General features: G+C 70.0%; 16 protein-coding genes. 5 read left to right on the top strand and 11 right to left on the bottom strand.

Annotation, left to right across the window (positions count from 1 at the left end):
* From TOK_RS27870 to TOK_RS27860, 3 genes are all read right to left on the bottom strand, one after another.
* A partial coding sequence (locus tag TOK_RS27870; RefSeq protein ID WP_098960974.1) for a DUF3560 domain-containing protein occupies nt 1-978 on the bottom strand: 978 nt, incomplete at its 3' end.
* A 109-nt stretch (nt 979-1,087) separates the two neighbouring features.
* The gene (locus TOK_RS27865) at nt 1,088-2,239 is read right to left on the bottom strand and encodes a DUF932 domain-containing protein (RefSeq protein ID WP_098960973.1); all 1,152 of its coding nucleotides are present in this window, start codon (nt 2,237-2,239) and stop codon (nt 1,088-1,090) included.
* 463 nt (nt 2,240-2,702) lie between these two features.
* Nucleotides 2,703-2,930 carry a hypothetical protein gene (locus TOK_RS27860; protein WP_098960972.1) on the bottom strand — a complete coding sequence of 76 codons (228 nt, stop codon included), beginning with the start codon at nt 2,928-2,930 and terminating at the stop codon, nt 2,703-2,705.
* Between the two features lie 339 nt (nt 2,931-3,269).
* Here TOK_RS27860 and TOK_RS27855 point away from each other — a divergent pair, with 339 nt between their 5' ends.
* The 3 genes from TOK_RS27855 to TOK_RS27850 all read left to right on the top strand — a co-directional run bounded on the left by TOK_RS27855 (nt 3,270) and on the right by TOK_RS27850 (nt 4,866).
* The gene (locus tag TOK_RS27855; protein ID WP_141566585.1) at nt 3,270-4,058 is read left to right on the top strand and encodes a hypothetical protein; all 789 of its coding nucleotides are present in this window, start codon (nt 3,270-3,272) and stop codon (nt 4,056-4,058) included.
* A 159-nt stretch (nt 4,059-4,217) separates the two neighbouring features.
* Nucleotides 4,218-4,391 (top strand): hypothetical protein, encoded by a 174-nt coding sequence (locus tag TOK_RS33010; RefSeq protein ID WP_172457824.1) that lies wholly within the window; start codon nt 4,218-4,220, stop codon nt 4,389-4,391.
* A gap of 70 nt (nt 4,392-4,461) precedes the next feature.
* Nucleotides 4,462-4,866, top strand: coding sequence for a hypothetical protein (locus tag TOK_RS27850; RefSeq protein ID WP_141566584.1), 405 nt, complete (start codon nt 4,462-4,464; stop codon nt 4,864-4,866).
* Nucleotides 4,867-5,660: 794 nt separating this feature from the next.
* On the opposite strand, the gene TOK_RS27840 is transcribed toward TOK_RS27850, so the two are convergent.
* The 4 genes from TOK_RS27840 to TOK_RS32100 all read right to left on the bottom strand — a co-directional run bounded on the left by TOK_RS27840 (nt 5,661) and on the right by TOK_RS32100 (nt 9,029).
* Nucleotides 5,661-6,677: an LLM class flavin-dependent oxidoreductase gene (locus tag TOK_RS27840; RefSeq protein ID WP_098960968.1), complete on the bottom strand. Its 1,017-nt coding sequence runs from the start codon at nt 6,675-6,677 to the stop codon at nt 5,661-5,663.
* The gene (locus TOK_RS27835; protein ID WP_098960967.1) at nt 6,658-7,866 is read right to left on the bottom strand and encodes an MAB_1171c family putative transporter; all 1,209 of its coding nucleotides are present in this window, start codon (nt 7,864-7,866) and stop codon (nt 6,658-6,660) included. The genes TOK_RS27840 and TOK_RS27835 overlap by 20 nt, the downstream gene beginning before the upstream one ends.
* A complete protein-coding gene (locus tag TOK_RS27830) occupies nt 7,863-8,387 on the bottom strand; it encodes a hypothetical protein (protein WP_172457823.1) in 525 nt (174 codons plus the stop codon). The genes TOK_RS27835 and TOK_RS27830 overlap by 4 nt, the downstream gene beginning before the upstream one ends.
* A 111-nt stretch (nt 8,388-8,498) precedes the next feature.
* On the bottom strand, nt 8,499-9,029 hold the full coding sequence (locus TOK_RS32100) for a hypothetical protein (RefSeq protein ID WP_141566582.1): 531 nt from the start codon (nt 9,027-9,029) through the stop codon (nt 8,499-8,501).
* 716 nt (nt 9,030-9,745) lie between these two features.
* Here TOK_RS32100 and TOK_RS27820 point away from each other — a divergent pair.
* Complete coding sequence (locus TOK_RS27820) at nt 9,746-10,981, top strand: hypothetical protein (RefSeq protein ID WP_253258686.1); 1,236 nt, start codon at nt 9,746-9,748, stop codon at nt 10,979-10,981.
* 144 nt (nt 10,982-11,125) lie between these two features.
* On the opposite strand, the gene TOK_RS27815 is transcribed toward TOK_RS27820, so the two are convergent.
* Genes TOK_RS27815 through TOK_RS27805 form a run of 3 tightly spaced genes read right to left on the bottom strand, consistent with a single transcriptional unit; the run spans nt 11,126 to nt 13,492 of the window.
* Nucleotides 11,126-11,749 carry a hypothetical protein gene (locus TOK_RS27815; protein ID WP_098960988.1) on the bottom strand — a complete coding sequence of 208 codons (624 nt, stop codon included), beginning with the start codon at nt 11,747-11,749 and terminating at the stop codon, nt 11,126-11,128.
* Between the two features lie 53 nt (nt 11,750-11,802).
* A complete protein-coding gene (locus TOK_RS27810; RefSeq protein ID WP_098960963.1) occupies nt 11,803-12,951 on the bottom strand; it encodes a DUF6545 domain-containing protein in 1,149 nt (382 codons plus the stop codon).
* A 25-nt stretch (nt 12,952-12,976) separates the two neighbouring features.
* Complete coding sequence (locus tag TOK_RS27805; RefSeq protein WP_141566581.1) at nt 12,977-13,492, bottom strand: hypothetical protein; 516 nt, start codon at nt 13,490-13,492, stop codon at nt 12,977-12,979.
* A gap of 870 nt (nt 13,493-14,362) precedes the next feature.
* Here TOK_RS27805 and TOK_RS27800 point away from each other — a divergent pair.
* Nucleotides 14,363-15,034: a hypothetical protein gene (locus TOK_RS27800; protein ID WP_253258689.1), complete on the top strand. Its 672-nt coding sequence runs from the start codon at nt 14,363-14,365 to the stop codon at nt 15,032-15,034.
* 346 nt (nt 15,035-15,380) lie between these two features.
* On the opposite strand, the gene TOK_RS34525 is transcribed toward TOK_RS27800, so the two are convergent.
* Nucleotides 15,381-15,618 (bottom strand): hypothetical protein (locus TOK_RS34525; RefSeq protein WP_253258685.1); only part of this gene is annotated, 238 nt, incomplete at its 5' end.

Genomic DNA, 15,618 nt, shown 5'->3' with positions numbered 1-15,618 from the left:
GTGCTCGTAGCGCACGGTGTGGGTGGCGCCCCCACCGGTGAGCGGGGAGGGCACAGACACGCTCTTCGCGTTCGCGCGGACCACGACGTACCAGCCGCCCTCGTACCGGATCAGGTCCCCGCGGCTGATGTCGGCGCGGCTGTAGTTCGTGGCCTCACCCCCGGCGATCTGGGCGTCGCGGACCCGCTGCCAGTAGCTGAGCTGTTCGCGGGCGTTCTCGACGTATTCGGCGAGCTCACCCTCGCGCCGTACCCGGGCCTCGACGGGAATCGCGGTGTTGGCGGCCAGCGCGGCGACTTCGCGCTCGTAGCGCGCCAGCGCGGCGGTCAGGGCGCGGATCCGGTTGGCCACGGTGTGCGGGTTGTGCCGGTGGCGCATGTGCGCGGCCGCGGTCGCCGCCGCGGCCGCGGTGTGCCCGGCCTCCCGCTGGAGTGCCACCGCTCGTTCCATGTTCGCGTGCGCCCGCTCCCGACGGCGACGATCGGCGGCGTAGGAGTGGTGATCGGTCAGCAGCGGCTGACCCAGCGGGATGTGCTCGAGCACCCGGTTCGCGGCCTGCTCCCGGCCTGCCGCCTCGCCGGCGAGGCGGGTGGCGCGGGTGGTGAGCTGGTCCGCGCGGTGCTCGGCCCGCACAGCCCGCTCCCCCTCGGCCTCGGCCACCGGCCGTGGGGTGGTGTCGATGCGGACCTCGACGCCGAACCCGGCCGTGCGCAATGCCGCGACGGTGCGCTCGATCGCTGCGCGCTTCGCGGGGCGGTCCTGGCTGGCCTGCAACCTGAAGTCCCCGACCGAACGCCGGAACAACCACCCCAGCGACCGCAGCGTCGCGTACAGGTCATCCGAGCGCCGAGTGCCTTCGAGGCAGGTGCCCTCGGCGTAGGTGTGCTCGATTGTCAGCATCCGCGGCGTCGGCTCGGTCGGGGTCGGCTCGGTCGGGGTCGGCTCGGTCGGGGTCGGGACGTTCTGTGGTTGTGTCATCGCCGGTGGTCCTTCGTGAGTGCGGTGTCGTGAGTGCGGTGGGCGTGAAACCCGGCGGCCCCGCTGTGGGTGCGGGGCCGCCGGGCAGAACAGAGCGGGTCAGGGCAGGTCAGCGGGTGATGGCGTACGTGGCGGCGAGGCTCATCGCCCGCAGGCCCTGGCGTTCCATCTCGTAGGCGGCGTCGGCGTCGGGCAGGCGCTGCGCGGCGGAGGTGACCGCGTGCAGGACTCCGCCGGAGGTGCAGGCACCGCCGGAGATGAAGTCGGCCAAGATGGCGTCCTGCTGCTCGCTGGTGAAGTTGAGCTTCTTGGCGACGTGCTCGATGGTCTCGGCGGGTGCGCTGATCGCGATGCCGGCCGACGCGGTGATCTCGTGGAGCTGGGCGCGGACGAAGTCGCGGTCGAGGAAGGTCGCGACCGCGTCGCGGGCCTTCTTCCCGACCAGATCCAGCGCGGCGGCGTGGGTGTCGGTGCTCCACCGGATGCGGCCCTCGTCGAGCTTGCCGCCCAGGTGGACCTCGGACAGGGCGTGGTGGTTGATCGTCATGCCGTTGTTGCAGACCTGCACCACCAGCTGCGGGGTGATCGTGAACCTGCCGCGCCCGGTCTCGGAGTTCGACACCACGAACCCGGCGAAGACCAGCGGGTTCTCCGCACCGCAGGCCCCGGTGAACGGGCTGCGGTATCCGGCCAGCAGCTCCGGGGCCATCTCGGCGACCTGCCGGCTCGCGACCTTGACATACATGCGGGACTCGGTCAGATCGGCCTGGGTGACCTCGGCCTGGACGTCGGTGCGGCGGATACCGTCGAGGACCGCCATCAAGATGTCGAGGTTGTCGACGATGCGGTAGGAGTCCGACAGCAGCGCCCGCAGCACCCCCGGTGTCGCGGACGCGGTGTCACGCAGACCCCGCACCAGGAACCGGCGCTCGGGCCGGTCGGCCAGCCACGCGTTGACGTTGGCGTCGTAGAGATCGGTCTTGGCCTGGCGCATCCGCCGCAGGTAGGGCAGCGGGATGTCCAGCTTTGTGGCCAGGTCCGCGTCCGCTGATGCGGTCGGGTTCAGCACCGCGTCACAGGTGGCGACCCCGTCCATGCTCAGCTCGTGATCGGCTCCAGCGACGCGCAGGGCCCCGTCGGCCACCCGCAGGTTGCTCGCGGGGGTGACGACGTCGAGCTTCGCGGACTGCTGGGCGCGCAGGACCTCGACGATCTCGCCCAGATCGGCGTTACGGCGGGTCAGCAGCTCGGTGGCGGTCATGGCAACTCCCGGTGGAGTCGAAGAACACCCCGGGACTCCGGCGAGGGGGACGCCGGGTCCGGGGCGGCCTCACCGCGGTGGTGAGGCGTGACTCGCCCGCGCCCTGGGACGTGGCGCGGGCGGGGGCCCGCGTTCGCCCGACCGGTGTGAGATCACCACCCGGCCCGCGCCTGAGCGCCCCAACCGCCGCGGTGATCTCACCCGTGTCGGGCCGGGCAGGCGGGGCATCGGCCGGGAAGCCCGGCCCGGGGTGCAGAGTCATCACGCCCTCACCCACCGGCGAGGCCCGCACCGCGCCCGCCTCACCCTCCCCGTCAGGCCACTCGGCCATTCACCTGGCCATACAGCCCTGCAGGCGGGCCGAGGGCCCTCACCTCAGGTGGGCACGCGCCGGCGTGTGGCCGGGAAGAACACGCCTCTGGAGGGGCTCGGTGAAACCGAGCCCCTTCAGGGGTCTGGGAGATCAGCTGACAACGCGGATGTTGTGGACGATGTCGATCGGGGTCACCGCGGCGATCTGGTGCTCCTGCCCGCAGTCCGGGCAGGCGATCCACTCGCCCACGTCGTAACGACCGCGCCGCATGTCGGTGGTGAAACCCTGGTCGCAGACGTCGCCGACGTCGAGGATCGAGCCCGGGCTCAGGACGAGCGGGACACCCTCGAGGCTGGGGACGCCGGTCTGGTCGGCCATCGGATGCTCCTTCGCTGTGGAGTTGTGCTGGAACTGCGGCTCGTCCCAGCACGGGCCGCTCGGGGTCCCGCAGGGACCGGCGGGGGTTCCGGCTCGCCGGACCGGGTGGGATCGCGCCAGCGACCCCGCAGGGGCTCGTCTCACCCGTGTCGGTGCGCGCGCGGGTTCATCGCCGGCTCGCCCCGGGCGGGGTGTGCTGCCTTCGGGCGGTTCCGGTGCAGCTCACCCCGAACGTCTCCCGGGCGACCCTGCGCGTCGCCACCCCGTGATCCCCGCACCTCCGGCCGGCACGTCAAACCAAGTGGCGCGACGACCTGCCCCACAGTGATCATGCCCGGCATGAGGCGTCCGGAGTGGCTCCCGAACGTCGACGCCGGGAACTGGATCGCCGCGCACCTGGACCGGCTCGACGGCACAGTGGGTCAGCACGTACCAGCGGTGTTCGATGCCTACGCCCGTGTGCTGCACCCGCCGCACACCATGACCGGCGAGCCGGGCACCTGGGCCCACGTCTGCGCGAGCACCGGCACAATCGCCCACCCGCTGATGCAGTGGCTGACGATCTCGCGCACCCCCGATGTCCCCGCCACCGGCGGGTGGGCCACCCGGCACTCGGCCTGGTCCGGCTCCCCGCCAGAGCCGGGGAACCTCCCGGCCCGGGCCTTGGCCGCGCTGCTCGACGTCCTCGCTGAGCCGACCGGTGACCAGCGGTGCGTTTTCGCGCTCTGGGAGGGCCTGGGCTGGGTCGACGGCCGCGGCGCCTGGTATCAGCGCATCGCGGCCGACGGCACCGTGATCGAGGAGGGAGAGCCCCCGTCGGCGTTCCCGCTCGAGATCCTCGACGGGCCTCGCCTGGCGTTGCCTGGACGGAACTACCTGCTGTTCACCGGCCCTCTGGCCGCCGCGGCGGGCCTCGGTGACCCGCGGGGAAGGTGGCCGCAATCGCCGAACCTGTTCTGGCCGCAGGACCATTCCTGGTGTGTGGCCACCGAGATCGACTTCGACTCGACCCTGATCGGTGGCTCGGGCAGCCTGATCGATGCGGTCCTGGCCTGCACCGGCCTCGAGGCGTGGCCGGTCTCTGCGGGCGACTCGCTGGCCTGCGACGCCGACGTCCTCAACCGCTGACGCCCGTCGCCGCACCCAGCCGACCCCCTGCGCGCCCCTGACCGGCCTCCCTGAACCGATCTTGACGGTTACGCGGCGCCGAAGGCCCTCCGAGCTGCCCAACGCTCGGTCCGCGTCGCCTCCCGCTCACCGCCCGAACGGTCGAGGCATCCTGGTGTGATGACCGAACAGCCGATCCGCACCGTCGGTGAGTTCGCCCGCGCGGCTGGTCTGTCCGAGGACAGGATCGAACGCCACCGCGCAGCTGGAGCGCTCATGCTCGACGGCGAAACGGTGACCGACCTCGACACACCCGTGCCCGACGGCGGCAAGGTCCACGTCGCTGGATCGTGAGCGTGGGGCGTCAGCCTCGTCTCAAACACACCGTTCTCGCCGACCACCAGATGGCCCCATAATCGAACACATGTTCGACATTGGGAAAGCGGTGCCTGACGTCCTGGACAGCACGGACCCGGCCGTTCGCCGCTGTGACCCACCGGTGCCGGTGTGGGTGGACCTCGCCGCCCTCACCCAGCAACAGCGATACGGGCGTGGGCACCGCTCCGGCGGGGTGTTCATCGGCGGCACCGCCCGGGCGATCATGTGGGCTCAGATCATGACCGAGCGGGGGTTCTGGCTCGCAGTCCTCACCTGCGAACTGGAACGCGGAGGCCGGCCGATCCTCACCGCCCCGGCTGTCGTCCCCGAGTGGGCCGTCACACGGCGCCGCCCGGGCTCCGAGCGTCGCCTCCTCGGCAAGGCCAGCAACCGGCCGACGCTCGCCCAGACGCACGCGCAGCGCCGCCCGGGCGGCGCTGCGCGCCCCTGAACAGCACCTGCCTGACCACCGAGCTGGTCGTCGGGGGCGTCATCCGGGTTCGACGCGACCTCGCCGCCGAGGACCTCACGTAGCGCGGCGAGGTCGCTGCTCCCACTGCTCGTCGCGGCACTCGCTGAGGGTTGACCGCGGCCCGCCGCCGCCGTGCAGCTGGGCGTCGTGCCTGTAGTCCTGCCCCGCACCGACGCCCAGTTCCTCGCCCGGATCGAGGCTGACGCGCGAGCGTACGGGGGCGAGGCGTGGCTCGCCGACGTGCGCGATGAGGCGCATGCGTGGGCGCTCGAGCATGAGGAGCCGACCCGGCGTTCGGCGTACCTAAGTCTGATGTGGCAGCTCGTCGACGCCCGACGGGCCGAGCTCGTCGGGCAGGTCGTCCCGACCCCGGACGGGCGGTTCCGGACTGTGACACCGGCCCGGTGCTCGGCTGAGCATTCGTGGGACGTGCCCGGCGCGTGGGTCGCATCGTGGATGGGCTGTCGCGGCCGCGGTCCCAACGGTCAGCGCGATCACCGGGGGCATCACCGCTGGCTGTGCCTGGTCCCGAATACAGACGGGTCAGAGTGCCGGCGCGAGGTGATCTACCCCGAGCCGACCGAGGACTGCTCGTTCGTCGGGATCGGCTAGATCGGGGCAGCGAGCGCCACCCCGCCGCCGGCGTCTCACGGCAGCTCGTCGCCGAGGATCGCCTGCAGCGCGCGGACGACGTCGGCATGCAGCCGTAGCGGGTTGGCGCGCTACCTGACCCGGGCATTCCGACGCGCACCGGTGGCTCGGAGCCTGGCGGGTCAGTTCCTGGCGGTGTCGGTCATGCGAAGCGGCAGTTGAGCACAGATCTCATAAGATTTCCTACGATCAGCGTGGTCATAGATCGGTGTCGTGATCATCAGCTCATCGATGCCGGTTGCGTCGATCAGCCGCTGCATCTCTCCGGCCACCCTCGCTGACGAACCTATGACGTAACCGGAGAACTTCTCGTTGAGCACAACTTCGTCCGCTTCCGAGAAACCCCGCATACTTACGTCCTCTGGGGCGGGTAGCAGGATGGGGCCCCGTCTGTGCCGCGCCAGGACCTTTGCCTTGATTGAGGAGGCGAGCCAATCGGCTCGATCGTCTGACTCCGCGGCGATCACCGGAATGCTCACTATTGCCCGCGGCAGACTGTCATGAGCGGACTCTTTGAATACTTGACGGTAGGTTCGGATGGCACCCTCCACACCCGTCGGGTTGAGGTGACCGGCGAATGCATACGCGAGACCCATCGCACCGGCCAGCTTCGCACTGTATTCGGTGCTGCCGAGCATCCAGATGGACGGCTGATTCCCTGCCGCCGGCACCGCATGGGCAGCGTCGCCCAGCCGGAAGTACGACAAGAGCTCATCGAGCTGCTCCTCGAACGACCTTCTAGTTCTTTCCGATTTGCTCCGCACTAGCTCAGCGACTTCCTGTTTTCCGCCGAGCGCACGGCCGACCCCTAGGTCGATTCGGCCAGGATGGAAGATCTCTAGCGTGCCGAACTGCTCAGCCAGCACAATCGGCGAATGATTGGGAAGCAGAACACCACCCGAACCGACCCGGATGCGAGCCGTGACTGACGCAATTCGATCGATCACAACCGACGTCGCGGAACACGCGACTCCCCGCATCCCGTGGTGTTCGGGAACCCAGTACCGAGCGAAGCCAAGGCTCTCGGCGAGGCCGGCCAGATCGAGCGTGTTCAGCAGCGCTGTTCTCGCGTTGGCTCCGGCCACTATCGGCGATGTGTCGAGGACTGACAGGGCGATCTCAGATTGCGGAGAGCTCATCGCCTGGGCCCTTCTCCCGGACGTCGGGCGATGGCGGGAGACTCTGACCAACCCGAATCATCCACTGAGCCTGTGCCCGCCATCGGCTACCGAAGTCGGGCTCGAGCATCGGGTAGGGAGGCATTCGCGGTTCGTAACCTGCGCCGGCCCAGCGCGCGGCCCGGTCCTCCGCGACCCGCGTAAGCGCGGCATCGATCGCTGCTGCAGCTTCCTGGGGGTCCGCCAGTCCGGATGGTGATTCGTGCGAGCAATAGGGCGCGAGCTCGGCGAGCGCGTCGGTGATCTCGGCAGTCATGCGCTCGAAGCGCACTGTGGCCCGCCTGCTCGCGGTTTCACCAGCGAACTCGGGCAGCACAACGTAGGAGAAATCGCTCGTCAGCCGCTCCCACAACGGAGTCATCTGTCGCACGTAGCGACGCTTCGCCATCTCGTCGATGCGGTCCCAGAGACGAGGAAGAAGAGCCGCGAGGGGAACCGCTGCGAGACCAGCTGCCAGGAGGACCTGTCCCCCCAGGCGACCAATGTTGTAGTAGGTACGCAAGGCAGGCCAGGTCGAACCTGGGAACGCAATATATAGTCCCTGCCGCAGCAGCGAGATTCCGTTGACGGCCAGCACCATTCCAGTGGCGCCGGCGATGACGGCGGCGACAGCGATGCGGGCCCAGCGGTGTTTGAGCTGGCGCAGATACGCAAGCGCCCGCCATGTCCCGAGCACCCAGATCACCATGCAGTATCCGTCGACGCTGAGGTAGAACACGATGTTGCGCCACGTCCGGTAATCCTCAGGAATCCGGGGAGTGTGCCAAGTCCCAGGCGGTGCAGTCTTGGTCACGAGAAACATCACGGCAATGGAGCAGAGAAGCCACAGGAACTCGACTTCCACCTTTCTGCGCCCTGCCCCGAGGGCGGCTCCTCCCAGTCGGGCGAGCAGAAAGAACACCGAGTAGCAGTAGATGATCGCGGACCACGCGATGTTGCTGAAGAAGATGACGTCAAGAGCGGCGTGGAGTGGCTCGAAAACGGCGATCGGGGTGCTCAGCGTGACAACCAGGGCAATCACAGTCAGCCCCGCGGTCAACACGCGCAGTGCGATGTCCTGCGGATGGCGCAGCAGCTGACGCCATTCCCACGCGGCTATCGCGAGCAGCACCACCGCGGTGATCGCCTCGACGATGTCGAATGCAGTCATGCCCAGTCCGTGGTCCTGAGGCCGAACGCCGCGGCGATGCCGTGCTCCGCAGGATGAGCTATGTGCGTGAGGCTGTCCGGGCGCGGCCGGCGGCGCGACATCTGAACGAGGATGGTCGAGCCAACTTCGGCTTCCCATTCCTGCCAGGTCGAGTAGAGGCTTCGCCTCGCTGCCGTGACCATGGCTCCGTCGCCGTCTTCGCCGTCATCGAACGAATCCCCACAGGTGAGCGTGGTCTGTCCGTCGAGGTGGCCGCGAATCAGGTGGATGACCTCGTGGTAGATGACCGTCGCCTGCTGCAGGCCGGGCGCGGCCCGCTCGTAGAGAATGCGATCTCGTTCTCCCTCGGCCACAAGGTGACCGACGGAGGAGGTGGCCCCGAGACCAGCCGCCTGGAGCTTGATGGGCCGGCCCCGATAGCGCCCCAGCTCTTCCACGAGCACCCGTGGAGCGAACGGCGGTCGGAGAGAGAGGGCGGTGACCAAATCCCGGCAGAGGTCCCGTAGCTGCTGACCGGTCATGCGTTCTTCCATCAGCAAGCCCTCACAGCTCTCGTCGACGCCGGACTGCGACAGACGGACGCTATCGATCCCCCATCTGCACGTTATGATCATGACAGGGAAGCAGGCTGGTCAGTGGTGGGACTCGGAGGAGTCTTCGTTCTCGTCCTCGATCAGGGCGCGTGCGAGCGCTCGCATCATTGAGGCCCGTTGACGCCGATTGCGGCCGTCGCCGGCACGGTGAGCGGCTTTCGTGACACCAGACTCGCGGATCGCCTTTTGGAGAGCGAGGGCTGCGTCTCGCTCCTCCTCCTGCGCTCGACGCTCTTCCTCGACCTTGGAGGCCAAGCGCGCCGCTCGTTCATCGAGTTCCCGCTCGACCTCCCGGGCGACGTCTGGGTCGACGAAGTAGCCGACGCGGACATCGAAGAACCAGGCCAGTGCGTCCAGTGTCCGCATGGTCGGGTTCCGTTTGATGCCGCGGCGAAGCTCGCTCAGGTGTGACTCCGACAGCTCGCGACCGTCCGCCTTGCATGCCGCAACGACCTCGTTGTTCCGCCAGCAGCGTTCCGGGGCATGCGGAGGTCTGCTGACCTCGAACAGCCGATCGAGCCGCTCGGCGAGAGTTGGCTGCGCCTGCCCTGCCGGGTTCAGGCTTGTCAACCGGAACCTCCTCGGGATCTAGTCCATGATGGCCGTCCTTCAGCGTAGTGCCAGAGTTGGCATTGAGCACAATCCTTCGCTGTGGCGAACCACCTGCAAGTGCAAGTGAGGGCCGGGGGCATGAACCTCCACGCTCGACCAGCATCGCGCGAGCTCGCTACCGGGTCCGCCACCCCTAGCGATGATGCGCGACTCAGCCGATCGGACACGATTTGTCTGCACAGTAACCACACGTCATGGACTTCGACGACTTTGCACCGTCGCCCGAGGTGCAGATCAGGGGATCGCTCCCGAAGGGAGCAGCGCGTCGTGACCAGACGTGACTGTCGGGGGTCGGCCGCACACGGCAGGCGCAAGATGCAACACGCCTACGACCTGGACAGTCATACGCATTTCAGCGTAGAAATTCTCAACGCTGGCTGGTCCATCACTACGCTTAGACAGAGGACTTCATGAAGTCGGAACGCTCGCGATGCGCGCTGTCCGGATGCGACACCCCTGTCCCGACAGCTCAGGAGGGCCGCCCGCCGCGGCGGTACTGCTCCCCGGAACACCATGCCGAAGCTCGTGGCCGAGGTCGTGAGGCGTTAGCGGCTACGGACGACGCCTTTCACGGTCTCGGCGATCCGACGTCAGCAGCGCGGGTTCGACTGAACGTGGACGGGCTGGCTGGGTTGCCCTCGACCCGCGAGCGTCGCCGACAACGTCGTGTCACGGTGCCCGCAGCTGAGCACGAGGAGTTCACGCAGTGGAAGAAGGCGCGCGCAACGCGGGCGCGGCGGACTCGACAGCTGGTGGGCGCGGTCGGGGTTGCCGGGATGCTGGCAGCCGGCGGAACGTTCATCGGCAGTGGCCCGGCTGCCTGGCTTGACTCTGATCACCTCCCGCGAACGGTCGCCGCGGCGGACTGGGAGTCGCAGGCGCGGGTGGCCCTGAGCTCGATCGACCGGCAGATCAACGCAATATCGGCGACGCAGGCGGTGTGGGACAGCCAGATCGCTCCGCTCTATGCGGGAACCACTCCGGCCGCGGTGCAGGCGATGCTGGAGCGCAAGACCTTGCTCGAGCAACAGCGCGCCGCGCTGCAGGGTCAGCTCGCCACCGCTGATCAGCTCGCCCAGGCCCGGGCCCAGCTGGCGGACCTGGACCGGCAGCTCGCCCAGATCACTGCAATGCTCGACGGTCTGCCCCACGGCAAGCTGAGCCCGGATCAGCAGTTCGTCCGCGACTCCCTGAACGCGCGGCGTGACCTGCTCGAACAGGAGCGCTCTGCCCGCCAGGCCGACCTTGCGCGGCTGCAGCAAAGTGTGTCGATCGTGCAGACCAGCCCGGTTCCCGACCCGGCGGACCAGACCACCCCGTTGACCAGCCAGGTGCTGGACCTGCGCAATCACCGACCTGCCCCGCCGCCACCGCCGGTCAGCGAGTCGCACACACCGCCGGCCGCTGGCAACGGCGAGCGGCGTGACGCGGCGGTTCTGGCCGACGGTGCGCCATCGCAGGCCCGCAAGCCGGTCACACCACTCCGTCCCGTCAGCGACACCGTCAGCGCCGTCGGCTCCGCCACCCAGCCGGTGCGCGACGCCGTCGAGGGCTCCCCCACCCCCCGTGGCAGCTCTGACTCCTCGGGCACTGGCTCAGGCTCTCACTCGTCGGGTTCGGGCTCTTCGCGCTCCGGCTCATCCGGTTCGGAGCCGCGGCGCGCGGCTGCGGCCGAGCCCCGCTCGTCGGATTCCGGTTCGGATTCGGGCTCGGATTCGTCGGGCTCCGGCAGCAGCGGCAAGGGCTCGTCAGGCAAGGGCTCGTCGGGCGGGGATTCCTCGGGCGGGGACTCCTCCGGAGGGACCCGGGGCGGGATGACGGCGGCCGAGGCATACAACATCGCCATGAACTCCCCGAGTGGGCGGATGGCGCAGTTCATCGGCGGTGCGTCGGGAGCTCCGGCAGGCTGAGTCTCGGCATGGGTTGCGCCCGCACGAACCAGACCACCAGGACGGGCTCATAGCGCCGCTGCCGGGGCTGTTGGGAGCCGGCGCTGGCACGCGCGTAACGGCTCACGCCCAGCTGCGGCGCTCCCGTCGCCACCCGCGGCCACGCTAGCTGCGGCCCATGAGTACGCGCAGCAGTCCGCGGGGTCGTACCCGGTCAGGGTCGAGGATGTGCTGGGCGAGGATTCGACCGGTGAGCTCGGCTTCGCGTTCGCGCTGCCACTCCGTGGAGCCGGGTTCGTAGGGTTCGCCGCAGCGGCCGATCACCGCGCTGATCTGGGCGGGGTCGAGCGAGAGCCGGGGAGCAAGCTGGGCGACCGCCCACGGTTCGGCGACAGCCTCGCGGGTGGGCTGCGGGTCGTGGCCGCAGATCATGTGGCCGAACTCGTGGCAGGCGACCACGGTGCGGGCAAATGGGCTGGTGCGCCGGTCCACCCAGATCAGGTCACGGTCGGGCCGGTCGCGGGTGGCGCGCAGCTGGCACCACATCCCGGACGGGAGCTTCGGGGTGCCCGGGTCGGTCATCTGCAGGTCGATCTCGCGGCCCCGGATGGCCGCCATCCGCAAGCGGAGCTCCTCGAGGGTGTCGGGCAGGTCGGGCAGCAGAGCCCGCAGTCGCCGACGGCAGCGCGTCAGAGTGGCTTGATCGGTTGCCGTTAAATGCCGGCGGGCGTGATCGCTCGCGGCGTCGTCGGGTAGGGCGGCGTCGGGCAACTGCTCGGCGCGGCTCATCCAGTGCTCCTCGAAGTTCCTCGGACCCTGTGCGGCTCGGGCCACGTCCATGATCACACGGGGCCTGCCCGGAGGTCGGCGGATCCGTGGAGGATTTCCGCTGCCGCCGCAGCGGCGTAGTGCTCGGTGCGCGCGCGTTGAACCTGGGCGAGCCAGGCGACTTCCTGCGTTTCGAAGGCAGACCCGCCGAGGGCGCTGAGGTCCGCCCCTCGCTTTTCCTGCGGGTCGTCGGCTACGACGCCGGCAATGCCGATCTCCAGGCACACCGCGACGGCGAACGCGCGGGCGTCCGGGCCGGACAATCCACGGTGCCTGCCGATCGCGACAGCCTGGTTGACCTCGTCGGGGTGCACCCACCGTTGGACCGCCCAGATCCGGTCGCGGATCTCGACGACCGCGACGAACAGGTCCGCCACCGCGGCGGGGCCGGTGGTGGCGCGCCGGGTGCGGTCGGTAAGCCAGCGGTGCAGCTCCAGGACCTCGCCGCGCACAACGTCGGGGGCCACTCCGCGCCCCCGCAGCAGAGGACGGGCCCCGGCCGCGATACCCAGACCGACCAGGACAGCAAGGGCGGCTTCGAGCAGCTGGTAGGCGCCGGGCGAAAGAGCACCGCCGGCCAGTGCACGAACGGTGAGAACGGTGGCAATCAGAGCCCAGGCCAGGACCGCCCCGGCGAGAGCGGCGGCCGCGGTCAGGTCGCGGCGTAACGCGCCGGGGGCGAGGTCAAACAGCGCCCCCGCGGTGGTCTGCACGAATAGGGCCGCGGTGAACCCGAAGAACGCGTAGAACCCGAGCAGTGCAATCAACACGCCGGAACGCCCCAGCAGTGGGATCAGCCCGTCCGGGGCGACGCTGGCCGGGCCGGGAGCGATCCCCGCCGCCCATCCCGCGCACACGACCACACCGGCGAGCGTCGCCACGGCCAACAGCCTGGGCCGACAGCGGTGGCGCAGGTGGGTGCAGCTGAGCAGGGCGGCCCCGACGATCAGCAACAGGTCCGAAGCCAGGACGCTGAGGGCGAGCCGACCGGTGAGGATGTCGACGCTGACCCCGATTGGGCTGATCCGCAGCGTCACGGCCAGGGCCAGCGCCCCGATCCAGGCCAGAGTCCGCAGGCTGGTCAGGCGCACCGTTGCCACGATCAGGGCCGCCCAAAGCAGGATGGCGAGACCCCGGAACGCGACGTCAACGATCCCGCTCATGCCATCCCCCAGGACACGCTGGGGCTCATCTGCGGCGTCGCAGCATGCCGCGCCGGCTCTTCTCCTCCTGGCCGAGCTGTTCCACAAGAGCCTCGACGGCCTGCAGTGACTCCTCGTCCTCCAGGTCCCCCAATCGAGCCATGATCCCGACGACCTGCGGGCGGCTGTCGCGCACAGCAATCGCCTGCTCGAGCTGGGAGTGGATCCCGCGGATGGTGTCGAGGTCCTCTGCGCGGCCCTCAGCCGGGTCCAGGACGAGGTATGCCGCGAGCGCGGAGGCCCGGCCGGGCTCGGGCTCCGTCCGCGACAAGTACTCGAACGTGCGGGCCAGGCTGCTGGCGATCTCCACCGAGGGCTTGGTGCGGCTGCCGTTGCGCAGCGACCGCAAGTGTCCGACGGTGCAGATCGGCCGGCCGTGCAGGTGCTCCATGGCTCGCACGACCTGGGTGTTCGTCCACTCCACCCGCTCGCCGATCTCGTTGGGTGGCTGCAGGAACGCGGCGAACACCATATTCAACCGGTCCGCGAAGGTCAGCCCCACGCCCAGCTCCTCTCCGAGCACGTCACCTGAAGTCGGCGCCGCACTCACCCGTGTCCGGGGCGCGACCTCCGCATGGCATCGCGGTCCCTCAGCCCGCTGCTATCGAACCAGCAGAGGACTCTATGGCTGCACCGTACTCGTGTAGACGCTCCGGTAGCTAGATATGACACGTCTATTGCACGCTTGTAGCAAATCTGTAGAGTTGCCTCCGCCATCGGGGGATGGCGATGTGATGTCGTTGGAAGGGGGCTCTCGGTGGCACGGAGCCGGGGCAGCAGCGGGCGAGGCGGCGTCGCTCCGGGGTGGCAGATCGCCCCGGGCGTCAGCGCACCTCCTGTTGCGGCCCCGGCTCACCCTGGTCCGACGGCTTCCGCCGGTACCGTCCTGGGCACACCGGCCCCGCCACATCCGATGCCGGCGCCAGCGGTGCCGCTCAGTGCTGGGCCTGCCGAACCCGGGTCAAGGCGAGTGGGGCCACCGGCTGTGCCGGTACGGCCCGCCGGCTTCGCTCCCGTAGCGGCCCCGCAGCGCCCGTTGGCTCCTGCCCCGCCCTCCTCGATGCCACCCGCACCACCCGCGCCACCCGCGCCATCCGCGCCACCCGCCGTGCAGGCTCCGACGCCGTCGTCACCCGTGCCGCCTGAGCCAATCCGGTCCGGGCCTCCGGCCTCGTCATTGTCAGCAGCAGGGCCGGCGGTGTCGGCTCGGGCCGCCGTGGGGGCGGGGCCAGCACTGGGATCTGGGCCGGTCGGGGCACCGTCGCTGCAAAGTCTGTTTGCCGGGACGGCGGCCGGCGCCCCGATCGCACCGCTGCACGAGGGCGCCCGGTGTGTCGCCCCCGGCGGCGTCGAGCTGTGGATGCCCGGGGCGGTGGCCGCAGCCCTGATCCCGCGTCCTTCGCCGGACGCACCCGACCAGCCCGCCCGCGAACATCCCCGGCGCAGCGCGCGCCGCGGCCCGCGGCGCGCCGCGACCACCCTCCCGATCCCCGTCGTCGCGCCTACGGCTCCTGGTCCCGAGGCGGGCCCCCCGCATCCCGGCCCCGGCTCCGAGGTTCCGGCCCCTGTCGGTGAGCTCGAGGGCGCGGCGTTCGCTGGGCGGTTCGTCGCGGAGTTCCTGTCCTGGGACGAGGACAACCCGGCCCGACGTGCGCAGGCTCTTCGGATCCTGCTGCGAGACCCCAGGGGCGCCACCCTGGGGTGGTCGGGCGCGGGCAGGCAGCGTGTGGAAGTGGTCCTTCCGGGGCGGACCCTGCGCACCGACTGCGGTGGCCTGATCGTCGAGGTCACCGCTCGGGTGCTGCACTTCCAGCGCACCTACCCGCGCCCTGACACCGTCACGGCCCCCACCGATACCGACCCCGCGGCGATGTCGTGTTGCCCGCCACCGAGCGGGCCCGGCTGGGCACCCGGCGAGTCGTCCTGGACCCGGCTCGCGCCGCCCGTGGTCCGGCTGGCCACCGGAGAACTGAAGATCGACCTCGGGCTCCGCCCCTCGCAGCGCCCGGCACACCCACACCGAAGCAGAGGGATGCAGCGATGACCGATCCGTCCGCCTCGTGGATCGAGGATCCGTCTCTGATGCCGTGGCGGTTCAGCCTCGACGAGGACGCAGGCACGGTGACCGTCACCGCTCCGACCGCGCGCACCGCAGCACAGGCCGCGACACCTTCCGAGCCACCAGTTGCCCACCTCCCCCAACGGGCGGCCGAGCCCAGCGAACCTCCACCGGCCACGCAGTCGATCGCAGCCGGCTCGGACTCGTCGGCTCCCGGTCCAGTGCCTACGCCGCCGTCACCTGCGCCGGAAGCCTTTGAACCGGCACGGCCAGCGCCTCCGGGCGAAGTGGGCGCGGCTGCCTCCTCGGCAACGGTGCCACCGTGGCGACGTCAGACCACCACCGCGATGACGTCGTCGAGCTCGACCGCCGCGGCGCTGTCGCCCGAACCGGCCCGGTGGGAGGTCCACGCCGCGATCGTGCCGCTGCGTCCGGTCCTCGTTCCGGCCCCTGGTCCGAGCGCTGACCCCGCCGCCGACGCAGTCCTCGCCGACGGGGCCGATGCCGGCAGGTCGACACCGGCCGCACCGCAGCCGCCGGTCCTGCCCGCATCTGTACCTGTCGCACCA

This window comes from Pseudonocardia sp. N23, assembly GCF_002583555.1.
GTDB lineage: Bacteria > Actinomycetota > Actinomycetes > Mycobacteriales > Pseudonocardiaceae > Pseudonocardia.
Note: the sequence above shows the minus strand (reverse complement) of the source record. Positions and strands in the feature narration are given on the sequence as shown.

Coding starts and splice junctions, on each gene's coding strand:
- TOK_RS27865 (WP_098960973.1), bottom strand. CDS start 2,239: ATGACCGCCACCGAGCTGCTGACCCGCCGTAACGCCGATCTGGGCGAG.
- TOK_RS27860 (WP_098960972.1), bottom strand. CDS start 2,930: ATGGCCGACCAGACCGGCGTCCCCAGCCTCGAGGGTGTCCCGCTCGTC.
- TOK_RS27855 (WP_141566585.1), top strand. CDS start 3,270: ATGAGGCGTCCGGAGTGGCTCCCGAACGTCGACGCCGGGAACTGGATC.
- TOK_RS33010 (WP_172457824.1), top strand. CDS start 4,218: ATGACCGAACAGCCGATCCGCACCGTCGGTGAGTTCGCCCGCGCGGCT.
- TOK_RS27850 (WP_141566584.1), top strand. CDS start 4,462: ATGTTCGACATTGGGAAAGCGGTGCCTGACGTCCTGGACAGCACGGAC.
- TOK_RS27840 (WP_098960968.1), bottom strand. CDS start 6,677: ATGAGCTCTCCGCAATCTGAGATCGCCCTGTCAGTCCTCGACACATCG.
- TOK_RS27835 (WP_098960967.1), bottom strand. CDS start 7,866: ATGACTGCATTCGACATCGTCGAGGCGATCACCGCGGTGGTGCTGCTC.
- TOK_RS27830 (WP_172457823.1), bottom strand. CDS start 8,387: ATGACCGGTCAGCAGCTACGGGACCTCTGCCGGGATTTGGTCACCGCC.
- TOK_RS27815 (WP_098960988.1), bottom strand. CDS start 11,749: ATGAGCCGCGCCGAGCAGTTGCCCGACGCCGCCCTACCCGACGACGCC.
- TOK_RS27810 (WP_098960963.1), bottom strand. CDS start 12,951: ATGAGCGGGATCGTTGACGTCGCGTTCCGGGGTCTCGCCATCCTGCTT.